Origin of the sequence: Ruminococcus sp. YE282 (assembly GCA_900101355.1) — a bacterium.
GTDB classification, from domain to species: domain Bacteria; phylum Bacillota; class Clostridia; order Oscillospirales; family Acutalibacteraceae; genus Ruminococcoides; species Ruminococcoides bromii_A.
Window position 1 is genome coordinate 1 of record FMUV01000043.1, and the last position, 19,473, is coordinate 19,473.

Consider the following 19,473-nt stretch of genomic DNA (forward strand, 5'->3'; position numbering starts at 1 on the left):
AAAACTTCCTTTCAAGCTTTAATTTTTCTGTTTCCATTATTGCTTGAAAGGAAGTCTATTATTCACTTTTACACAAACTTTTCGGCGGTCTCCAAAAAGGTGTGTTGACTTTTGCCAACACACCTTTCGTTTGAAATTTAATATTATTCATCAAAGCCTAATTTCTGAAGTATCTCCTTTTCAACTTTTTTCAACTCATTAATCTGATCAGCCAAAGCCATCTTCTTCTGTGCCCATTCTCTGTGTTCCTCTGTAAATGTTCCGTATTCAGCTGCTTTCCTTGAAGCTTCCTCATACTGTGCATAAAGCCCCGATAGCTGAGCTCTTACATCTCTGAGTTCCTCTATCAATTCGCTGCGACTATCGTTACTTTCCAACAGTTTTTGGCGAAGTTCTTCAATTTTCTGCGTAACTTTATGAAGTTCATCTGACAAAGCCATTTTCTGCTGATTCAACTCGTAACGTTCCTTAGAAAACTGGCTGTACTGCGAAGCCTGCTTAGTAATTTCATCAATCTTAATTATAAGCTCCTGAGCCTTAATCATAGCGTCGCGATACTTATCTAATATTTCTTCTTTGCTTTCATTTATAATATTTACCGAACTGCTTACACTAACTGAATTGTTTTCTGCTGCAAATGCCGATGTTGAAAATGCTGCTGCTGTTGTTGTCATTGTGAGAACTACACATACCGTTGCTATTACCTTTGTCATCTTTTTCATTTTAATACGCTTCCTTTACATCAGTTAAGTTTGTTTCTTGACTGTGATTAAAGTATATCCGAAAGGCATAAAATGATAAACACTAAATAACTTTTAATTTAATTTTATTATGTTTTTTTATTTTTGCTCTTTAATTTAATTATACTAATTTTATCCTATATTTAATTTATTTTAAACTTTTGCTTTATTCTACTAAATTATTTTGTCAATTTCAGCTACCATATCGCATATTATATCATATGAATTACCCTTTGTAACCGAGGCAAGTAGGGCATTTATATTTTCTTCAAAATTTTCCGGCAGAATACTGCAATGTTTTTTACAAAGAGATACAAGCCTTTTTTCGCCGGGATGCGTTAATCTGTTAAGCGCAAAAATAATATCAAAATAACTTGCAAGAAACTCAGTGATTCTATTATTAACATTTACAAAGTCGTTTCTTTGTGCGGCCTTTTTGATTTGCATATCATACGACGGAAGCACGCCGCTGAGCAATTTTCGATTTTTTGTGATAATGTTTTGTCTCAATTTTTCGGGATATTCTGCACTGTATTTTTTCTGTAATTCAGTAAATTTTCCCGATTTGTCAAATAGGATCTTGCTGTTTATAATATTGTGCAAAAAGCAGGTTGTGTACCCGTTGAACGCGATATTTTCATCAACTACATACTTTAAATATCCGGTTATCATCTCAAACCTTCGATAAATAACATCAATGGAAACGCCGTTATTCAGCACGCAATTATCTTCCGATTCCCAATAATAATTGCCGATTTCCGTAACGCTGCAAAAAGGTTTTAGCACATCGCCCTTCTTTTCAGGTGACAATTCAGCAGAGCAATATACATAAATATCATAATCCGATTTGGCATCACTTTCGCCCGTTGAGCGTGAGCCGCCCAACACAACCGCATCGACTTCATCAAGTTTTTTAAGCCCGTCAATTACCGAAGTGAAATACTCATCATTGAAATACATTTTGTACCCTCTTTCATAAAAAAATATAAAACAAAAGGTCGAAACACCGTCTGGATATACAAGCGGAGCCTCGACCTAAATTATTTAACAGTTAATTACTTTAAAGCCTCATAAACTGCAACTGCACAAGCAACTGTTGCGCCTACCATTGGGTTGTTACCCATACCGATAAGACCCATCATTTCAACGTGAGCAGGAACTGAAGATGAACCTGCAAACTGAGCGTCACCGTGCATTCTGCCCATAGAGTCTGTAAGGCCGTAAGAAGCAGGACCTGCACCCATATTATCCGGGTGAAGTGTACGGCCTGTGCCGCCGCCGGAAGCAACTGAGAAGTACTTAACACCGTTCTCAATAGCCCACTTCTTGTATGTGCCTGCAACAAGGTGCTGAAAACGAGTTGGGTTAGTTGAGTTACCTGTGATTGAAACACCAACGTTTTCGTGCTGCATAATTGCTACGCCTTCACGAACATCGTCTGCGCCGTAGCAGCGAACTGCTGCTCTTTCACCGTCTGAGAAAGCTCTTTCTTCAACGATTTTAAGCTCTGAAGTAAAGTAGTCAAACTGAGTCTTTACATATGTAAAGCCGTTGATTCTTGAAATAATGTATGCAGCGTCTTTGCCAAGACCGTTAAGAATAACTCTGAGAGGTTCTTTTCTTGCCTTGTTAGCGTTACGTGCAATACCGATTGCGCCCTCTGCTGCCGCAAAGCTTTCGTGACCTGCAAGGAATGCAAAGCACTTTGTCTCGTCTCTTAAAAGCATTGCGCCGAGGTTACCGTGGCCTCTGCCTACGTTTCTCTGCTCTGCAACAGAACCGGGAACGCAGAAAGCTTCAAGACCGATACCGATTGCTTCAGCAGCCTCGGCAGCTGTCTTTACGCCCTTTTTAACTGCAACCGCACAACCAAGTGTGTAAGCCCAACCTGCATTTTCAAAAGCGATAGGCTGAACACCCTTTACGATGTCATATGGGTCAAATTCCAAGTCGTTGCAAATTTTTCTTGCCTCTTCAAGATCTGCAATACCGTATTCGGCAAGGCACTTCTCAATTTTAGGCATTCTTCTTTCCATACTTTCAAACTGTACTGCCATTGTTGTGTCCTCCCTACCGAATTATTCTTCACGCGGGTCAATGTACTTAGCGGCTCCGTCAAAGCGACCGTACTGACCGATGTTATTTTTATATGCTTCATTTGGCTCAACACCGTGACGAATGTCTTCAAGCATCTTACCAAGCTTTACGAACTGATAGCCGATAACTTCGTCATTTTCATCAAGAGCAGTCTTGAGAACATAACCCTCAGCCATTTCCATAAAACGAACGCCCTTTGCGTTTGTGCTGTACATTGTACCAACCTGTGAACGAAGTCCCTTACCAAGGTCCTCCATACCTGCTCCGATTGGAAGTCCGCCCTCTGAGAAAGCTGTCTGGCTTCTGCCGTAAACGAGCTGCTCAAAGATGTTCTTCATAGCTGTGTTGATAGCATCACAAACAAGGTCTGTGTTAAGGCACTCAAGGAGAGTTTTGTTAGGTAGAATTTCAGCAGCCATAGCAGCTGAGTGAGTCATACCTGAACAGCCGATTGTTTCAACCAAAGCCTCCTGAACAACGCCGTCTTTTACGTTAAGTGTGAGCTTGCAGGCACCCTGCTGAGGTGCACACCAGCCTACACCGTGTGAAAGACCGGAAATGTCTTTGATTTCATAAGCTTTTACCCACTTGCCCTCTTCGGGAATAGGTGCGGGACCGTGCTTTGGTCCTTTTGCAACAGTACACATATTTTCTACTTCTTTTGAATAAATCATATGTACTTCTCCTTTCAAATTTAGTTGAGCCAAAATTATTACTCAGTTACTGATATTATACGCTATTATCCCCTATTTTTCAAGTATTTTTTTATAACCGACATATATATCGACAGATTTTACAAGTAGCACATAATCAGTTTACTTCAATAAAATTTTGCTTTACCTGAACTTACTAAAAAAAGCAGCAGGGCGTTTGCCCTGCTGAAAACTTATTCTGTGATAGACTTAATTAGTCCGCCTTTTTTAATGATATTCTGGATAAACTCAGGAAACGGCTCTGCCTTATAAGTTTTGCCGGTAGTTTCATCTGTAATAACGCCCGTGTCAAAATTTACGCTGACTGTGTCGCCGTCCTTAATTTCCTTTGCAGCCTCATCACATTCCAGAATCGGAAGTCCGATATTTATTGAATTTCTGTAAAAGATTCTCGCAAAGGTCGAAGCAATAACGCACGAAATTCCGCTTGTTTTAATCGCAATCGGGGCGTGTTCACGTGATGAACCGCAACCGAAATTCTTTTCGGCAACCATAATGTCGCCCTCTTTAACCTTATTTACAAAATCCTTGTCAATATCTTCCATACAATGTGCCGCAAGCTCCTTGTGAGAAGCCGTATTAAGATAACGAGCCGGGATAATTACGTCTGTATCAACATTGTCTCCGAACTTATGAACAGTACCTCTTGCATTCATATTGCACACCTTACCTTTCTTAGAGCTTTTCCGGGCTTGTAATGTAGCCTGTTACCGCACTTGCAGCCGCAACAGCCGGGCTTGCAAGATAAACTTCACTGTCAACGTGTCCCATTCTGCCGACAAAGTTGCGGTTTGTGGTTGAAATTGCCTTTTCGCCTGCGGCAAGTATGCCCATATGGCCGCCAAGACATGGTCCGCATGTTGGTGTTGAAACAACTGCACCTGCATTAATAAAGATGTCAAACAATCCCTCGTGCATAGCATCAAGCCAAATCTGCTGAGTTCCCGGAATAACAATACATCTTACGCCCTTGGCAATTTTTCTGTCTTTAAGTATCTCTGCAGCCGCTCTGAGGTCTGTTATTCTGCCGTTGGTGCAGGAACCGATAACGCACTGGTCAATCTTAACTTCCTTTTCACCGATTTCATCAACCGTTCTTGTGTTTTCGGGAAGATGCGGGAATGCAACTGTCGGGCGAAGTTCGGACAAGTCGATTGTGCATTCTTCATCATACACGGCGTCTTCATCTGCGCTGTACTCAACCGGAGTGCCTTTGTATCTTCCGTTGCAATATTCACGTGTTATATCGTCAACCGGGAAAATTCCGTTCTTTGCGCCTGCCTCAATTGCCATATTCGCAATCGTGAGTCTGTCGTCGATACCGAGATATTTAAGTCCCTCACCTACAAATTCCATTGACTTATAAAGTGCGCCGTCAACGCCAATCTTTCCGATGATATGCAAAATTACATCCTTGCCGCTCACATACTTTTGTGGCTTGCCGACAAGGTTAAACTTAATAGCCGACGGAACTTTAAACCAAGCCTTGCCACTTATCATTCCTGCAGCCATATCGGTTGAACCTACACCTGTTGAAAATGCGCCAAGCGCGCCGTATGTACAGGTGTGAGAATCCGCTCCGATGCACAGACATCCCGGACCCACAAGTCCTTTTTCAGGCAAAAGAGCGTGCTCAATGCCCATTTCACCAACGTCCATATAGTTCTTTATATCATATTTGTTTGCAAAGTTTCTTGTCTGCTTAACCTGAGTTGCAGCCTTGATATCCTTGTTAGGTGTAAAGTGGTCCATAATCATTGCAATTTTGGTGTTATCAAAAACTGCTGTCGCTCCGTTTTCTTCAAAAACATTGATAGCAACCGGAGAGGTAACGTCGTTGCCGAGCACCATATCAAGCTTTGCCTCAATCAACTGACCTGCCTTTACCTCATCAAGCCCTGCGTGAGCCGCAAGAATTTTTTGGGACATTGTCATACCCATAATATCACTCCTCGGAGATTATTGATTTTTCTTAATGAAATGCGGTTCTTTTATTATAGAACAAAATTGTTTATTTCGCAACAGCAGGGCGAACGCCGCTGTAATTTAAATAAATCAAATCAAGCGTACGCAGCCGCCCCTGCCGAGTTAATTATTTTACAAGTTCTGCAACCGATGTCATAAGGTTATTGATGACAGCCTTTTGAGAATGACCGGCAACAGTGCCGTTAATCTCTGCAACATAACGTTCTCCGTCTGACGAATAATACTTTACAGTATCTGTCGAATCGTCCGACGAATATGTGTAGGTAATTGAAAGTGCAGGACTGCCGCTTGCTTTTTCAATTTTTCCGTCAGCAAGCTTTACAAGAGTCAAGTCGTCATATAAAGTTGAAAAATCTTCTATTGCAATTTCCTTGTCTTTGTATTTAACCGTTGTGTTTGTGGATGTAGTCTCGCTTCCGTTGTCATCGGTTGTTGTGACCTCTTTTGAAGTTAATTCAAATTCGTAGGTCTTATCACCGTTGTCTATTGAAATTTTTGAAAGCGAAGTCATCTTTGGATACAAAACGTACTCGCTGAATAATTTTTCGTAGCTTGTTGAAACCCACGGAAGATTTGCAGACGCCATAACATAAACAACCTTGCCTCCGCCGAGCATAACATTAACCTTGCCGTCACTGTCAGGCTTAGAACTGAGAACATCAACAGTTGTGTCGGGATATACGGCTTTTACCTCCGCATAAGGCTTTGCAAGACCAAGGTCGCTAAGCTGTGATTCTGACGGATTAACCATCTTTACGCTTTCGGCATACAGACCTCTGATTGCTCCGTCAACTTTGCTGCTTTCGCTCTCGTTTGCATAACATTCAACCGGTTTTGTCATACGGTAGGATGCAGAAACCTTGTCACCAGAGTATGGCTCAAGCACAATTTCATCCGGGAATGCGGAACCTGAAAGACTGATTGAAGAAGCCTTTGAGTTGTCCGAATCCGAAGCGGCAGTATTAATAGTAAGGCTCATAAGGTCGGTAAGACCGTAATCAAAAGCAGATACCTTATCTGAATCAACAAGGTAAATTGCATCGCCGTCGCCAAACTTTATGTATGTTCCTGCACCCTGCGGTGCATCGTCTCCGACTATAATAATAGCCTTTGTATCGTCTGTATAATTTACCGTTACCGTGCTTCGAGGTTTGTCAAAACCGAACTCTGACGAATCTTCTTTCTTTAGGCTTGCAACCTTTTTAAATTCAATTGAAGCAGCACAGTTTGCAATTTCGTCAGGTGCGCCTGACTGTAATGCGTAATCTTCATATCCAACCAATGTATAGGTTGTAGCTTCGGAACTTCCGTCATCATCTGTCGGTGTTTCAGACTCTATATCAAGCGTTCCCTTTGAATTTTCAAGGTGAATAGTCGATATTTTTGCCGGAACATAGTCCATCAATGTTCCGTAGCTGTTATTCTTTATATTGCCGTTTTCATCTGTATCTATCTTTACCTGATGAACACCGTTTGAGTCGGTCATTGTTTCCATTGCAATTCCCTCGTCAACTGTTGCGGTATCATCCGAACCGCCCTTTGGCAGGAAAATAAGTAAAAGCATAAGTCCTATCAAAAGTACTGCGGCTATTCCGACAATAAGGAGAGTTTTTTTGTTCTTTTTCATTACCTGTTCCTCCTGCGAACCCATACAATGATGCCTGCAACAAGAATACCTATCGGAACTACAAATGCAAATATTATCAAAACAACAAGTCCGGGAGCAACTTCAGTAACGCCAAGCTCTGCGCTGTCGAGTGATTTGCTTTCAATTGTGATTCCCACGTCATCCTTATCTGCAAGTGTGTTTACAATATTCATCAAATAGGCCGAGTTATTAAAGCTGTTTATCTCCATAAAGTTCTTTGTGAACATCATATAAGAGCCAAATACTATAACATTTGATGAAATATCGTCGCTGTTGGTTTTAACGCCCTCGGCAGCAACATTTAATGCCTCTCCCGAAATTGCGTCGTTATAGTTCCAGTTATCATCTGCATCGTATGGGTAAACGCCTGCTTTGGTAGAAGTTGTAAGCAATGCATGTGCCGTTGATTCGTCTTTGATGGTAATATCGTGTGTGTCCGAGGTTACAACAGGAATTTTGGAGTTCTTCAGATTATCCTTATAATAATCAGCATAATCAACAATGAATGCATAAGGACTTGAATTGCTTACAAGATAATCGTTACTTGTTTCAAAAACATATCCGTCGTTAACCTGCATTCCCCAATCTGAAAGCAATTTGTCAAGATTTGGAGTATCAACTTTGTCTGCACACGGAATATAAATCAAAGTTTTGCCGTTTTTACCGTCATTATCAAGCCAAGCCGAAAGCTTGTCGATTGCGGCGTCGTCAAGGTCTACCGAAGGAGCAAACAACACTGCAAACTCTGCGTCATCATCCATTCCGCTTGTTGCAAGCGAAACTTCGTTTACCTGATATGCGTTATTTTCAAGCAACGAGGTAACTGACGAATAATCCTGCTCTCCGTTGCCCTTAATCATATCAACAACAATCTTATTTTCTGTTGTAACATTAAGAATTGCAGTAACAACAGCCTGTTCGATTTTTGTTCCGGTAAACTGATATGAACCGTAATAACTGTAATACTGTGAATCGTATTCAAAGCAATCTTCAAGAGTCAATGCTTTGTACTGGTCACCGCTGCTGACAAGAATAACGTTGCTGACTTGGCTGTCCCAATTCACGTTAGGATACTGAGATGCAAAATTCGGATTTGAAGAAAGGTCAACATATTTTAGACTGAGCTTTCCGTCAGAGGCACTCTCCATTTTATCAAGCAGGTTTTCTGCCTGAATAAAGTATGTGCCGTTATTTTCAAAATCCGACTGTGATGCGAGAATATTAATTGTTACATCCTGCTTGAGGTCAGAAACATAATTTAATGTATCTTCCTGAAGCTCAAATGCGCTGTTTGCCGTTAAATCAAGCTTCAAATTCGGGAAACGGTCTACAAGCAAACCGCAAACAATGTTAATTACAATTGTTATAGCAATTACAACGGCAACTATGATGATTGCAATTGAACCGTGTTTTGCTTTTCTTGATTTCATAAAGGACTTTATTTTGCCCTCTTTTTTCTTCTTTTTGTCTTCAGTCTTGGGTGCTTCAGCTTTTTCGGGTTCTTCTGTCTTTGCGGCTGAATCAACTGCAGCTTCAGACAAATCCAAAGCATCATTTTCCTGTGCTTCGGGGGCTGATGTGTTCAAATTCTTGTTTTCTTCGCTCATTATTGTAACCTCCCTCAGCTCCAACGTCTTTTTTCAAGAGCACGTACCGTAAAGAAAAGGAACAGTGCGGTTACGCTCAGGAAAAATACTACGTCAACAATGCTTAAAATTCCGTATGTAAAGTTCTGGTAATATTCCATAAAGCTGATTGCTTTAAGCGCATTTGAAATCCAGCTTAGTGAAATCATACTTGCAAAATAGCTCATCATGCTTATCAAAAGTCCGACAGCCATACCGAATACTGCCGCAATAATCATACTTTCTGTCAAAACGGAAATAAATACGTTTATTGCAATAAGCGATGCACCGAGCAAGACTACACCAAGAAATGTGCACAAAATAACCGACCATTCAGGTGTTGTAAAGAATGAGATTATAACGGCATATACAAGGTAAATGCAGCTGCAAATCAGGTAAAGTATGAATGCGCCCAAAAATTTGCCGAGCACAATTTCCGTAAGGCTTGTAGGAGCGGTCAAAAGTGCCTGGTCGGTTTTTTGACGTTTTTCTTCGGCAAATGTTTTCATCGTGATAATCGGTATAATAAACATAATTATGTAGAACATATTTCCGTATACGCCTGCAAGGCTTGCCGAATTATAGGCAAAACAGTATGTATAGAAAAACAGTCCCGAAAAGAAAAAGTAAACTGCCATTACCACATATGCTGTGGCTGAGTTAAAATAGGAGGAAAGCTCCCTTTTTAGTATTGCACCCATCAGTTTTTACCTCCATCGTTCAAAGACTCGTCACGGGTAGTAAGGTCAAGGAATACGTCCTCAAGAGTCTCGTTGCTTGACTGCATATCAAGAATTGCTGCTCCTATTCTGACAATTGCGTTAAATACTTCCTTGCGGATATCCTTGCCGTTTTCATAACGTACAATATATTTTGCGCTGCCGTTTGCCATATCACGCTCTTTTACAACACGCACAACGGCAGGAATCTTTTTTATTGAAGACAGCACATCGGCGCTGTTTCCCTCAACAACAAGTGAAAGTCTTTGCTCGCCCGCAACGGCTGTTGAAAGCTCGTCTGTTTTTGCGTCGGCAACAATTTTGCCCTTTGAAATAACTATGATTCTGTCGCAGGTTGCGGAAATCTCTGAAAGCACGTGGGAAGAAAAAATAACGGTGTGCTTTTGTCCCAAGCTCTTTATAAGTTTACGAATTTCTATAATCTGCTTAGGGTCAAGACCAACAGTAGGCTCATCAAGAATGAGTACAGGCGGATTGCCCAAAAGTGCCTGTGCAAATCCTACACGCTGGCGATAACCTTTTGAAAGGTTTTTAATTACACGCTCAGACTGCTCCGTAATTCTTACAAGGCGCATTACTTCTTCAATATGCTCCTTTTTTGGCAGTTTAACCTTCTTAAGGTCAAACATAAATTCAAGGTACTTTCTTACTGTCATATCCACATAAAGCGGCGGCATTTCCGGAAGGTAACCGATTTTTGTCTTTGCCTCTTTCGGGTCTTCAAGAATATCAACACCGTCAATTGTAACTGTGCCCGACGTTGAAGAAATATAACCCGTAATCATATTCATTGTTGTGGATTTTCCTGCTCCGTTAGGACCAAGAAAGCCCAATACCTCACCGTTTTCAACGGTAAAGCTGATGTTGTCAACGGCCTTTATGCTGCCATAACATTTTGTAAGGTTTTTAACCTCGACCATTCGACTTTCACTCCTTAATATTAGTCTGAAATTACCCAAAAATCCGATTCGGATAAAACTCAACATTATGAATTATACTATAAAAAACGTATTTTGTGTAGTAAAATATGCAAAAAATCAGTATTAAATCACAAATTTTCAAAATTCCGTCACACAATATTTTGGGCGGTTGGAATTATTCAACAAATTTTGAAAATAATATTTATTGATAATGATTACAAACTTTGAAAGAAGTGTTTTTTATGCAATATATTAACGCCTTTTGGGTCGGCGGACTGATATGCGTAGTCGGTCAGATTCTTATAGACAAAACTCAGCTCACACCCGCAAGAATACTCACAGGATTTGTGGTCGCAGGTGTAATCCTTGGTGCGTTCGGGCTTTACGACCCTTTGATAGATTTTGCCGGAGAAGGTGCGGCTGTGCCGATAAGCGGCTTTGGGTATCTGATGTGCAACGGAGTTAAGGAAGCGTTAAGTTCGGACGGCGCACTCGGAATACTGACAGGCGGACTCACAAGTGCCGCAGGAGGTGTGTCGGCTGCAATATTCTTTGGGCTTCTTGCCGCTCTGATTACACGTTCCGGAGACAAATAAACCTAATAAAACTTTATAAGTCCAAACAAATAGGGCGCCGAAAATTCGGCGCCCGTTGTTTTTATTAGGTTTTATAAAACTTACTCTGCGTCTTTGCCTGCAAGGTGAAGAAGGTGTGCATACTTATCTTCTGCAACTTTTTCAGCCTTTTCAAAGAGCTTTTCTGCTCTCTCAGGGAATGAGCGTGTAAGTGAGTTATAACGAACTTCGCCCATAATGAAGTCACGGTAAGAAGCTGAAGGAGCCTTTCCGTCAAGCATAAACGGATTCTTGCCCTCGTCTGCAAGACGTGGGTCAAAACGGAAGATATTCCAGTAACCTGCGTCAACAGCTTTCTTTTCTTCAAGCTGAGCAATGCCCATACCGCCCTTGATACCGTGGTTGATACAAGGAGCATAGCAGATTACGAGTGACGGACCGTTGTAGCTTTCAGCCTCAACCATAGCCTTAATAACCTGGTTGTTATCTGCACCCATAGCGCACTGTGCTACATATACATAGCCGTAGCTCATTGCAATAGCGGCAAGGTCTTTCTTCTTAACAGCCTTACCTGCAGCGGCAAACTGTGCAACCGAACCGACAGGTGTAGCCTTTGAAGCCTGTCCGCCTGTATTTGAATAAACCTCTGTATCAAATACAAGGATGTTTACATTTTCGCCGGAAGCGATTACATGGTCAAGACCGCCGAAACCGATATCATAAGCCCAACCGTCACCGCCGAATATCCACATTGACTTTTTAGCAAGCTCGTCCTTATCAATAAGGGTTTTCTTTGCAAGCTCGCCAACCTTAGCGTCATCTGTATTTTTCTCAAGTTCTGCAATAAGTGCGTCTGTTGCAGGACGACTTGAAGTTGAATCTGTTACTGTGTCAAGATAGTTTTGGCAAGCATTCTTGAGGTCAGCATTGTCTGTATCCTTTTCAATGTTCTCAACATACTCAATAAGTCTGTTGCGGATAGCTTTTTGACCGAGAGCCATACCAAGACCAAACTCTGCGTTATCCTCAAACAATGAGTTCTGCCAAGCAGGACCGTAACCCTTCTTGTTTCTTGTGTAAGGAGTTGCAGGAGCCGAAGCGCCCCAAATTGATGAACATCCTGTTGCGTTGGCAATAAACATTCTGTCGCCAAAGAGCTGAGTTACAAGCTTTGCATACGGTGTTTCACCGCAGCCTGCACAAGCACCTGAGAACTCAAGAAGTGGCTGTTTGAACTGGCTTCCCTTTACTGTTGAGAACTTGAACTTCTCGGCAACCTCAGGCTTTTCTGATACTGTAAGTGCATAATCAAACAATGCCTGCTTTGGACGCTGTGTGTCAATTGGCTTCATAACAAGAGCCTTTTCACCCTTCTTGCCCGGGCAAACGTTAGCGCAAGCGCCGCAGCCTGTACAGTCAAGAGTTGAAACTGTCATAACAAACTTGAGGTCCTTAAGTCCCATCATAGGGATAGCATTTGTCTCTTCGGGAGAAGCGGCAACTTCCTCGTCTGTCATTGCGATAGGACGAATTACAGCGTGCGGACATACAATTGCACATCTGTTACACTGAATACAGTTGTTGCTGTTCCATTCGGGAACATCAACGGCAATACCTCTCTTTTCATAAGCGGCAGAACCGTTCGGAGCTGTACCGTCAACGTGATCCATAAATGCGGAAACAGGAAGCTTGTTGCCCTTATATGCATTTACAGGCTTTAAGATGCCGTTTACATATTCAACGAGAGCACCCTGACCGTCGATTTTGTCTTCCTTAGCGTCATCAACAGCGTTAGCCCAATCAGCAGGGATATCAACCTTTTTGAGGTCTTCCATACCGCGGTCGATAGCGGCATAGTTCATGTCAACAATAGCCTGGCCTTTTTTCATATATGATTTCTTAGCGGCAGCCTTCATAAGCTCTTTAGCCTTGTCGGCAGGAATAATGTCGGCAATCTTAAAGAATGCAGACTGAAGAACCGTGTTGATACGTCCGCCAAGTCCGATTTCCTTACCGATTTTAATACCGTCGATTGTGTAGAAATTAATCTTTCTGTCAGCAAGAATCTTCTTCATCTTGCCCGGAAGTCTCTTAGAAAGCTCGTCAACGTTCCAAGGACAGTTAAGCAGGAATGAGCCTCCCTCTTTAAGGTCGTCAACTATATCATACTTATCAACATATGACGGGTTGTGACACGCAACGAAGTCAGCCTTTGAAATATAGTAAGTTGACTTAATCGGCTGGTTACCGAAACGAAGGTGAGAAACTGTAAGTCCGCCGGATTTCTTTGAGTCATATGCAAAGTAGCCCTGAGCGTACATATCAGTGTTGTCACCGATGATTTTGATTGAGTTCTTGTTTGCGCCGACAGTACCGTCTGCACCAAGTCCCCAGAACTTACAGCTGTGTGTTCCTGCAGGAGTTGTGTCAGGATTTTCAACAATCGGAAGTGAAAGATTTGTAACATCATCTACAATGCCGATTGTAAATCTTCTCTTAGGAGTTTCGCTTTCAGCGTTTCTGTAAACAGCGATAATATCGCCCGGAGTTGTATCTTTTGAACCAAGGCCGTATCTGCCTGTGTATACCTTTACGCCTGCAAAGTCAGAACCGTTGATTGCTGCAAGAACATCAAGATACAGAGGTTCACCGATTGAACCCGGTTCCTTTGTTCTGTCAAGAACAGAAATTGTCTTAATTGTCTTAGGAAGTTCTGAGAGCATATAGTCGGCAACGAAAGGTCTGTAAAGTCTAACCTTGAGCAAGCCAACCTTTTCACCTGCTGCATTAAGGTAGTCAACAACTTCTTCTGCACAGTCACAAACAGAACCCATAGCAACAATAATATGTTCTGCGTCTTCTGCACCATAATAGTTGAACGGCTTGTAATTAGTACCGATTTTAGCGTTAACCTTGTTCATATATTCAACAACAACTTCAGGTACTGCGTCATAATACTTGTTGCAGGCTTCTCTTGCCTGGAAGAAAATATCATCGTTCTGTGCGGTACCTCTTGTTACAGGGTGCTCAGGATTGAGTGCACGGCGGCGGAATGCCTCAACTGCGTCCCAATCAAGCATATCTGCAAGGTCAGCATAATCCCACTCTTCGATTTTCTGAATTTCGTGAGAAGTTCTGAAACCGTCAAAGAAGTGGAGGAAAGGTACTCTTCCCTTAATTGCGGAAAGATGAGCAACCGCTGCCAAGTCCATACATTCCTGAGGACTGTTTGAACACAGCATTGCGTAACCTGTCTGGCGACAAGCATAAATATCGGAGTGGTCACCGAAAATTGAAAGGGCGTGGCTTGTAAGCGCACGCGCCGAAACGTGAATAACGCTTGGAAGCAACTCGCCTGCCATCTTGTACATATTAGGAATCATAAGAAGCAAGCCCTGAGAAGCTGTGTATGTTGTTGTCAAAGCGCCTGCTGCGAGCGAACCGTGAACAGCACCCGAGGCACCACCCTCAGACTGCATTTCAGTTACCTGAACTTCTCTTCCGAAAAGGTTTTTTACGCCCTGCGCCGAAAACTTATCTGTAAGGTCAGCCATTACAGAAGAAGGTGTGATAGGATAGATAGCAGCAACATCTGTAAACGCATAGGAAACGTGAGCAACAGCGCTGTTACCATCCATTGTTTTCATTTTTCTTGCCATTGGATTTTCCTCCTTTGATTAAAACGTCTCATCCGAGTCGTAAATACATTAAGTTATTTACACTTAATCACTTTAGATTGTATCATTATTGACTTCATTTGTAAAGACTTTTCAACTATTTTTTGCGTTGCAAAGGCAATTAATTTATATCATTTATATAATATTTTCAACTTTTTAGGTTAAATAAGACGGTCGGGCAAATTTGTTCTGTCCGACCGCTATATTCATAATATGATTCTGAATAATCCGATTTATTCGTATTATTTATCTGCTTGAAGCGTTATTTCAACTTCACCGTTTGAGTTATCGGAATATCTGTAATATTTAAGTTTTATCTTGTCACCGTCTTTGTGATTTTCAAGAATTTCATAAACTTGTGAGAAATTCGTTACGCTCTGACCGTCAACCTCGGTGATAATATCATTGGTTTTAAGTCCGGAATTTGCACACGGACCATCTGCCGAAACAGAGGCAATCAAAATTCCCTGCGGAATATTATATTGGCTTGCAGCCGAAGAGTTTACCGCCTCGCCTGTAATACCTATCTTTACTCTGCCGTCAACATAGCCGTTTTTCATAAGGCTGTCAACAATATCTTTTGCCGTTGCGGAAGGAATAGCAAATCCCATGCCCTCATACTTTTCCGATACGATCTTTGAAGTGGCAATTCCGATAACCTGACCGTAAAGATTTACAATCGGTCCGCCTGAATTGCCGGGATTAATTGCCGCATCAGTTTGAATATATTTTACAAGACTGCTTGAGGAACCCTCGCGATTGATTGCAGAAACTACGCCCTTTGTCAGTGAATTTTGGTAATCAAGTCCGCCGGGGTTTCCTATTACTATAATATCTTCGCCAAGTTCAACATCGTCCGAATTTCCGAATGTTGCGGGGGTCAGGTCTTTGGCGTCGTCCATTTTAAGCACGGCAATATCTGTACGTGAATCTACGCCAACCACACCTGCGTTATAAGTCTTTCCGTCAGCCGTAACAATCTGAATCAGATAAGCTGTCTTGCTGTTTCCGACAACGTGTGCGTTTGTAACTACGTAACCGTCGGAGGTAATAATTATTCCGCTTCCCTGTGAAGAACAGTTGTCAACGCTTGTAACTTCGTCGGCATAGCATACAACACCGACTACCGAAGAAGAAGCCTTGTTAAATGCATACTCTGCGCTGTAATCACTGCTTGAACCTGCGTCTTTCGGCTTGCTTTCAAGTGAAAGACCGCTGTAATCGGAAATTGTCTTGTCGCTGTAATCTGATTCCTTGTGGCTGGACTGAGGTGCCGTTGTTGTCTGCGGCACTTGATTGTCACCGCCCTGCGGAAGAGTAAAACTGAATGCGGGTGCATTATCGGTCTGATTATTATTAGAAGCATTTGAAATATTTGAAGTGATATACACACATATTCCCACAATACTACCCAAAAGCAATACCGAAAGTACAATTATAACAGCAATCAAGCCCTTGTTGCTCTTTTTGGGAACAGCGGGCTGCAAGGGCATCTGCGGAATATTGTTAGTAGCAGCACTTCCGTACTGAGGAATATTTGAATTACCCTGATGATAAGAATATCTGTTATAATTTTGTTGTTGCGGCTCAGAATATCCATTGTAGCCGTTCTGATTTGGATTATAGCCTGCTCCCTGATTATATGCAGAATTAGGCTGATAATTGCCCTGGGGTGCATTTGAATAATAATTTTGGTTTTGCATTGGAGGGACATTACTACGGTTCTGCTGATAATTCTGTTGATAACTCTGCTGAGGCGAATTATAGGACGTTGAGTTTGTAAACGCACCGTTAGCATATGACGAAGTGTTTTGAATCGGATTAAACGGTTCTTCATCTTCGGCGTTCTGTTGGTCAACCTCGGGCCGAGTATTTGAAGCTCCGTCATCAGTATGATCTTCGGGTTTGTTTACAAGCGGCTGTTCGGGCTCAAAGTCAAAATTCTGCTGTGCTTCCGCATTATGCTCCTGCATTGGCTGCTCGGAAGTCTTTTCGGTAAACGGCTTTTGCGGTTCCGAGTTGTAATAACCGCTGCCGTAATTGTTATCATTATTATTATCCATAAAAAGCTCTCCTTTTATGCTCTTAATCACTCATAATTAATAAACAATTATATTATCAGTTTTGTATTAATTATATAACGTAAAAATTTTAAAAGCAACCAACTTATGTAACAATATTGTGATTTTATTATGAAAATTACGTGATTTTTGAAGTGCAAACTGAAATCGTTAAAAAATTATCATAAAATTTTTGAAAACACTTTAATTTTAACAAAATTTATTGTATAATAAGTTTAACTCGGCAGGGAAAGACGTTTTTCTGTTGAAATCTAATACTTAAAGGAAGATAAAAATGCCATTAGTAAACGCTAAAGAAATGCTTACAAAAGCAAAGGCAGGACACTACGCAGTAGGTCAGTTCAACATCAACAACCTTGAATGGACAAAGTCAATTCTTTTGACAGCTCAGGAGCTTAACTCACCTGTAATTCTCGGTGTATCTGAGGGCGCAGGAAAATATATGTGCGGCTTTAAGACAGTTGTCGGTATGGTAAACGGTATGCTCGAGGAACTCAACATCACTGTTCCTGTTGCTCTTCACCTTGACCACGGCACATACGAAGGCGCAAAGAAGTGCATTGAAGCAGGTTTCAGCTCAATTATGTTTGATGGTTCTCACTATCCGATTGAAGAGAACGTTGAAAAGACAAAGGAACTTGTTGCTATCTGCAACGAAAAGGGACTTTCAATTGAAGCAGAAGTTGGCGCAATCGGCGGCGAAGAAGACGGCGTTATCGGCGAAGGCGAATGTGCAGATCCACAGGAATGCAAAATGATTGCAGACCTCGGCGTAACAATGCTTGCAGCAGGTATCGGCAACATTCACGGCAAATATCCTGCAAACTGGAAAGGCCTTAGCTTTGAAACTCTTGATGCTGTTCAGCAGCTCACAGGTGCAATGCCACTCGTTCTTCACGGCGGCACAGGCATCCCGGCTGATATGATTAAAAAGGCTATTTCACTCGGCGTTTCAAAAATTAATGTAAACACAGAGTGCCAGCTCGCATTTGCTGAAGCTACAAGAAAGTATATCGAAGCAGGCAAAGACCTTGAAGGCAAGGGCTTTGATCCAAGAAAGCTCCTCGCTCCGGGCGCAGAGGCTATCAAGGCTACTGTTAAGGAAAAAATGGAACTCTTCGGTTCAGTAAACAAGGCTTAATTTCCCTATTCGGTATAATACATAATGTTAATTTAAAAGTCCCTTTATGGTTAAATTAGATTAACCGTAAAGGGACTTTTTTAATAATATTTTATTATGATCAAGCAATAGAAACAAACAGTATTAATTATCAATTTTGGTTGTAACATCAATCCAAGACTTATAATTTGAAGTCTTTTCTAAATTATCAATACTAATCTCAATTGCAGAATTAGGAGAACCGCAGGCGGGAAATACAGTATCGTATTTTTTTAATGAATTGTCAAGATACACTTGAACATTCTCAGGCAAATCAAATGGGCACACACCACCTACTGGGTGGGAGGTTAATCTTTCAACATCATCAAACGGTATCATTTTAGCCTTTTTATGAAAGAATGCCTTATACTTGTGATTATCAATTTTTGAGCGTCCTGAAACCACAATTACAACAACATCATCTCCGACTAAAAATGATAAAGACTTTGCAATTCTGTCTTCATCAGTATTTAAAGATATTGCAGCGTCATGAACGGTAGCGGAACTATCATTTACTTCTATTATATCGTTATCCAGACCAAATTTTGCAAGATAACTTTTTACACCGATTAAACTCATATATAAAACCTCAATTCCTATTAATCATAGTAATAATGTATGTTTACATTATATATTCAAAAGAAATTAAATACAAGCTTAATGTTAATAAAAGCAAATACCAAAAATTTATAGCAAAACTTAGTTTTAAGTTATAACTTTATAACCGGATTTTATATTATGAGACAAAATTTAACTTTAGGAAATTAATTATATTCTTAATACCCACTGCGCACACTAATTTTCAAAATATCAGTATAGTTTTCATATCGAATTAGTACATTGAACGATTCCAGCATAATCGATAAAACAAACTTAATCTTAATCACACCTAACTTACAATTAATGCCGACTCTATAATGAAAGTTTGAGTAACAAAAAATTGAGCATATTTTATCAAAGAGAGTTAAAATAGAATTAATATAAAACAAAAAATAGATATCAAAATATGCCCTACAAATATTTTACATATATTTTGCCTACTAAAAACAACCGGTAGCTCACAAACCACCAATTACCTACATCTATCATTTTTCGGCTATACTCAAATATTTACACTAATATCAAATCTAAGCAAATTTACAAAAAAAGACACCACAATTGTGATGTCTTAATTAACTCAGGAAACGCCCTGAAAACTGAATAAAGAAGAAATAAAGAGAAACAAAACATAAAGACAAAAGAAATATGGTCAAGCCCTCGACCTATTAGTACTGCCAAGCTGAATGCCTCACGGCACTTACACACGCAGCCTATCAACCTCGTAGTCTACAAGGGGTCTTACTCGTTAAAACGATGGGATATCTAATCTTGGAGTCGGCTTCACGCTTAGATGCTTTCAGCGTTTATCCGATCCATACATAGCTGCCCAGCTGTGCCACTGGCGTGACAACTGGTGCACCAGAGGTATGTCCATCCCGGTCCTCTCGTACTAAGGACAGAGCTCCTCAAATA

The 19,473-nt window shown here is 41.0% G+C and carries 15 protein-coding genes and 1 rRNA gene; 2 read left to right on the forward strand and 14 right to left on the reverse strand.

What is annotated here, in order from left to right:
• Positions 1 to 143 precede the first annotated feature (143 nt).
• The 10 genes from BLP46_RS11150 to BLP46_RS11195 form a co-directional block, all read right to left on the reverse strand.
• Positions 144 to 722, reverse strand: a complete 579-nt coding sequence (locus tag BLP46_RS11150) for a hypothetical protein (protein WP_092978980.1) — start codon at positions 720 to 722, stop codon at positions 144 to 146.
• 192 nt (positions 723 to 914) lie between these two features.
• Positions 915 to 1,700: a DUF4037 domain-containing protein gene (locus tag BLP46_RS11155; protein WP_092978982.1), complete on the reverse strand. Its 786-nt coding sequence runs from the start codon at positions 1,698 to 1,700 to the stop codon at positions 915 to 917.
• Positions 1,701 to 1,795: 95 nt separating this feature from the next.
• A complete protein-coding gene (locus tag BLP46_RS11160) occupies positions 1,796 to 2,797 on the reverse strand; it encodes a GGGtGRT protein (protein ID WP_092978984.1) in 1,002 nt (333 codons plus the stop codon).
• Positions 2,798 to 2,818: 21 nt separating this feature from the next.
• Entirely contained in the window at positions 2,819 to 3,511 is a 693-nt protein-coding gene (locus BLP46_RS11165; RefSeq protein ID WP_092978985.1) for an iron-sulfur cluster assembly scaffold protein, read from the reverse strand.
• A gap of 212 nt (positions 3,512 to 3,723) precedes the next feature.
• Positions 3,724 to 4,206, reverse strand: a complete 483-nt coding sequence (gene leuD, locus BLP46_RS11170) for a 3-isopropylmalate dehydratase small subunit (protein ID WP_092978987.1) — start codon at positions 4,204 to 4,206, stop codon at positions 3,724 to 3,726.
• A 19-nt stretch (positions 4,207 to 4,225) separates the two neighbouring features.
• Positions 4,226 to 5,491, reverse strand: coding sequence for a 3-isopropylmalate dehydratase large subunit (leuC, locus tag BLP46_RS11175; RefSeq protein ID WP_092978988.1), 1,266 nt, complete (start codon positions 5,489 to 5,491; stop codon positions 4,226 to 4,228).
• Between the two features lie 151 nt (positions 5,492 to 5,642).
• Positions 5,643 to 7,163 carry a DUF4340 domain-containing protein gene (locus BLP46_RS11180; RefSeq protein ID WP_167669256.1) on the reverse strand — a complete coding sequence of 507 codons (1,521 nt, stop codon included), beginning with the start codon at positions 7,161 to 7,163 and terminating at the stop codon, positions 5,643 to 5,645.
• Positions 7,163 to 8,791 carry a GldG family protein gene (locus BLP46_RS11185; RefSeq protein ID WP_092978991.1) on the reverse strand — a complete coding sequence of 543 codons (1,629 nt, stop codon included), beginning with the start codon at positions 8,789 to 8,791 and terminating at the stop codon, positions 7,163 to 7,165. The genes BLP46_RS11180 and BLP46_RS11185 overlap by 1 nt, the downstream gene beginning before the upstream one ends.
• Positions 8,792 to 8,805: 14 nt before the next feature.
• Positions 8,806 to 9,510 (reverse strand): ABC transporter permease, encoded by a 705-nt coding sequence (locus BLP46_RS11190; protein WP_092978992.1) that lies wholly within the window; start codon positions 9,508 to 9,510, stop codon positions 8,806 to 8,808.
• Entirely contained in the window at positions 9,510 to 10,469 is a 960-nt protein-coding gene (locus BLP46_RS11195) for an ATP-binding cassette domain-containing protein (RefSeq protein ID WP_092978994.1), read from the reverse strand. The genes BLP46_RS11190 and BLP46_RS11195 overlap by 1 nt, the downstream gene beginning before the upstream one ends.
• Positions 10,470 to 10,711: 242 nt before the next feature.
• Here BLP46_RS11195 and spoVAE point away from each other — a divergent pair, with 242 nt between their 5' ends.
• A complete protein-coding gene (spoVAE, locus tag BLP46_RS11200; protein ID WP_092978995.1) occupies positions 10,712 to 11,065 on the forward strand; it encodes a stage V sporulation protein AE in 354 nt (117 codons plus the stop codon).
• A gap of 80 nt (positions 11,066 to 11,145) precedes the next feature.
• On the opposite strand, the gene nifJ is transcribed toward spoVAE, so the two are convergent.
• Both nifJ and BLP46_RS11210 read right to left on the reverse strand, forming a co-directional pair.
• Positions 11,146 to 14,703 carry a pyruvate:ferredoxin (flavodoxin) oxidoreductase gene (nifJ, locus tag BLP46_RS11205; RefSeq protein WP_092978996.1) on the reverse strand — a complete coding sequence of 1,186 codons (3,558 nt, stop codon included), beginning with the start codon at positions 14,701 to 14,703 and terminating at the stop codon, positions 11,146 to 11,148.
• A 260-nt stretch (positions 14,704 to 14,963) separates the two neighbouring features.
• Positions 14,964 to 16,784 (reverse strand): S1C family serine protease, encoded by a 1,821-nt coding sequence (locus BLP46_RS11210; RefSeq protein WP_092978997.1) that lies wholly within the window; start codon positions 16,782 to 16,784, stop codon positions 14,964 to 14,966.
• A 292-nt stretch (positions 16,785 to 17,076) separates the two neighbouring features.
• On the opposite strand from BLP46_RS11210, the gene fba reads away from it, so the two are divergent.
• Positions 17,077 to 17,943: a class II fructose-1,6-bisphosphate aldolase gene (gene fba, locus BLP46_RS11215; protein WP_092978999.1), complete on the forward strand. Its 867-nt coding sequence runs from the start codon at positions 17,077 to 17,079 to the stop codon at positions 17,941 to 17,943.
• Positions 17,944 to 18,066: 123 nt separating this feature from the next.
• Here the strand turns inward: fba and BLP46_RS11220 are convergent, their stop codons facing one another.
• Together BLP46_RS11220 and BLP46_RS11225 are read right to left on the reverse strand one after the other, a co-directional pair.
• Positions 18,067 to 18,540 carry a YbaK/EbsC family protein gene (locus BLP46_RS11220; protein WP_092979001.1) on the reverse strand — a complete coding sequence of 158 codons (474 nt, stop codon included), beginning with the start codon at positions 18,538 to 18,540 and terminating at the stop codon, positions 18,067 to 18,069.
• A 666-nt stretch (positions 18,541 to 19,206) separates the two neighbouring features.
• Positions 19,207 to 19,473 (reverse strand): 23S ribosomal RNA (locus BLP46_RS11225); the annotation flags it as partial.

Coding starts and splice junctions, on each gene's coding strand:
- BLP46_RS11150 (WP_092978980.1), bottom strand. CDS start 722: ATGAAAAAGATGACAAAGGTAATAGCAACGGTATGTGTAGTTCTCACA.
- BLP46_RS11155 (WP_092978982.1), bottom strand. CDS start 1,700: ATGTATTTCAATGATGAGTATTTCACTTCGGTAATTGACGGGCTTAAA.
- BLP46_RS11160 (WP_092978984.1), bottom strand. CDS start 2,797: ATGGCAGTACAGTTTGAAAGTATGGAAAGAAGAATGCCTAAAATTGAG.
- BLP46_RS11165 (WP_092978985.1), bottom strand. CDS start 3,511: ATGATTTATTCAAAAGAAGTAGAAAATATGTGTACTGTTGCAAAAGGA.
- leuD (WP_092978987.1), bottom strand. CDS start 4,206: ATGAATGCAAGAGGTACTGTTCATAAGTTCGGAGACAATGTTGATACA.
- leuC (WP_092978988.1), bottom strand. CDS start 5,491: ATGGGTATGACAATGTCCCAAAAAATTCTTGCGGCTCACGCAGGGCTT.
- BLP46_RS11180 (WP_167669256.1), bottom strand. CDS start 7,163: ATGAAAAAGAACAAAAAAACTCTCCTTATTGTCGGAATAGCCGCAGTA.
- BLP46_RS11185 (WP_092978991.1), bottom strand. CDS start 8,791: ATGAGCGAAGAAAACAAGAATTTGAACACATCAGCCCCCGAAGCACAG.
- BLP46_RS11190 (WP_092978992.1), bottom strand. CDS start 9,510: ATGGGTGCAATACTAAAAAGGGAGCTTTCCTCCTATTTTAACTCAGCC.
- BLP46_RS11195 (WP_092978994.1), bottom strand. CDS start 10,469: ATGGTCGAGGTTAAAAACCTTACAAAATGTTATGGCAGCATAAAGGCC.
- spoVAE (WP_092978995.1), top strand. CDS start 10,712: ATGCAATATATTAACGCCTTTTGGGTCGGCGGACTGATATGCGTAGTC.
- nifJ (WP_092978996.1), bottom strand. CDS start 14,703: ATGGCAAGAAAAATGAAAACAATGGATGGTAACAGCGCTGTTGCTCAC.
- BLP46_RS11210 (WP_092978997.1), bottom strand. CDS start 16,784: ATGGATAATAATAATGATAACAATTACGGCAGCGGTTATTACAACTCG.
- fba (WP_092978999.1), top strand. CDS start 17,077: ATGCCATTAGTAAACGCTAAAGAAATGCTTACAAAAGCAAAGGCAGGA.
- BLP46_RS11220 (WP_092979001.1), bottom strand. CDS start 18,540: ATGAGTTTAATCGGTGTAAAAAGTTATCTTGCAAAATTTGGTCTGGAT.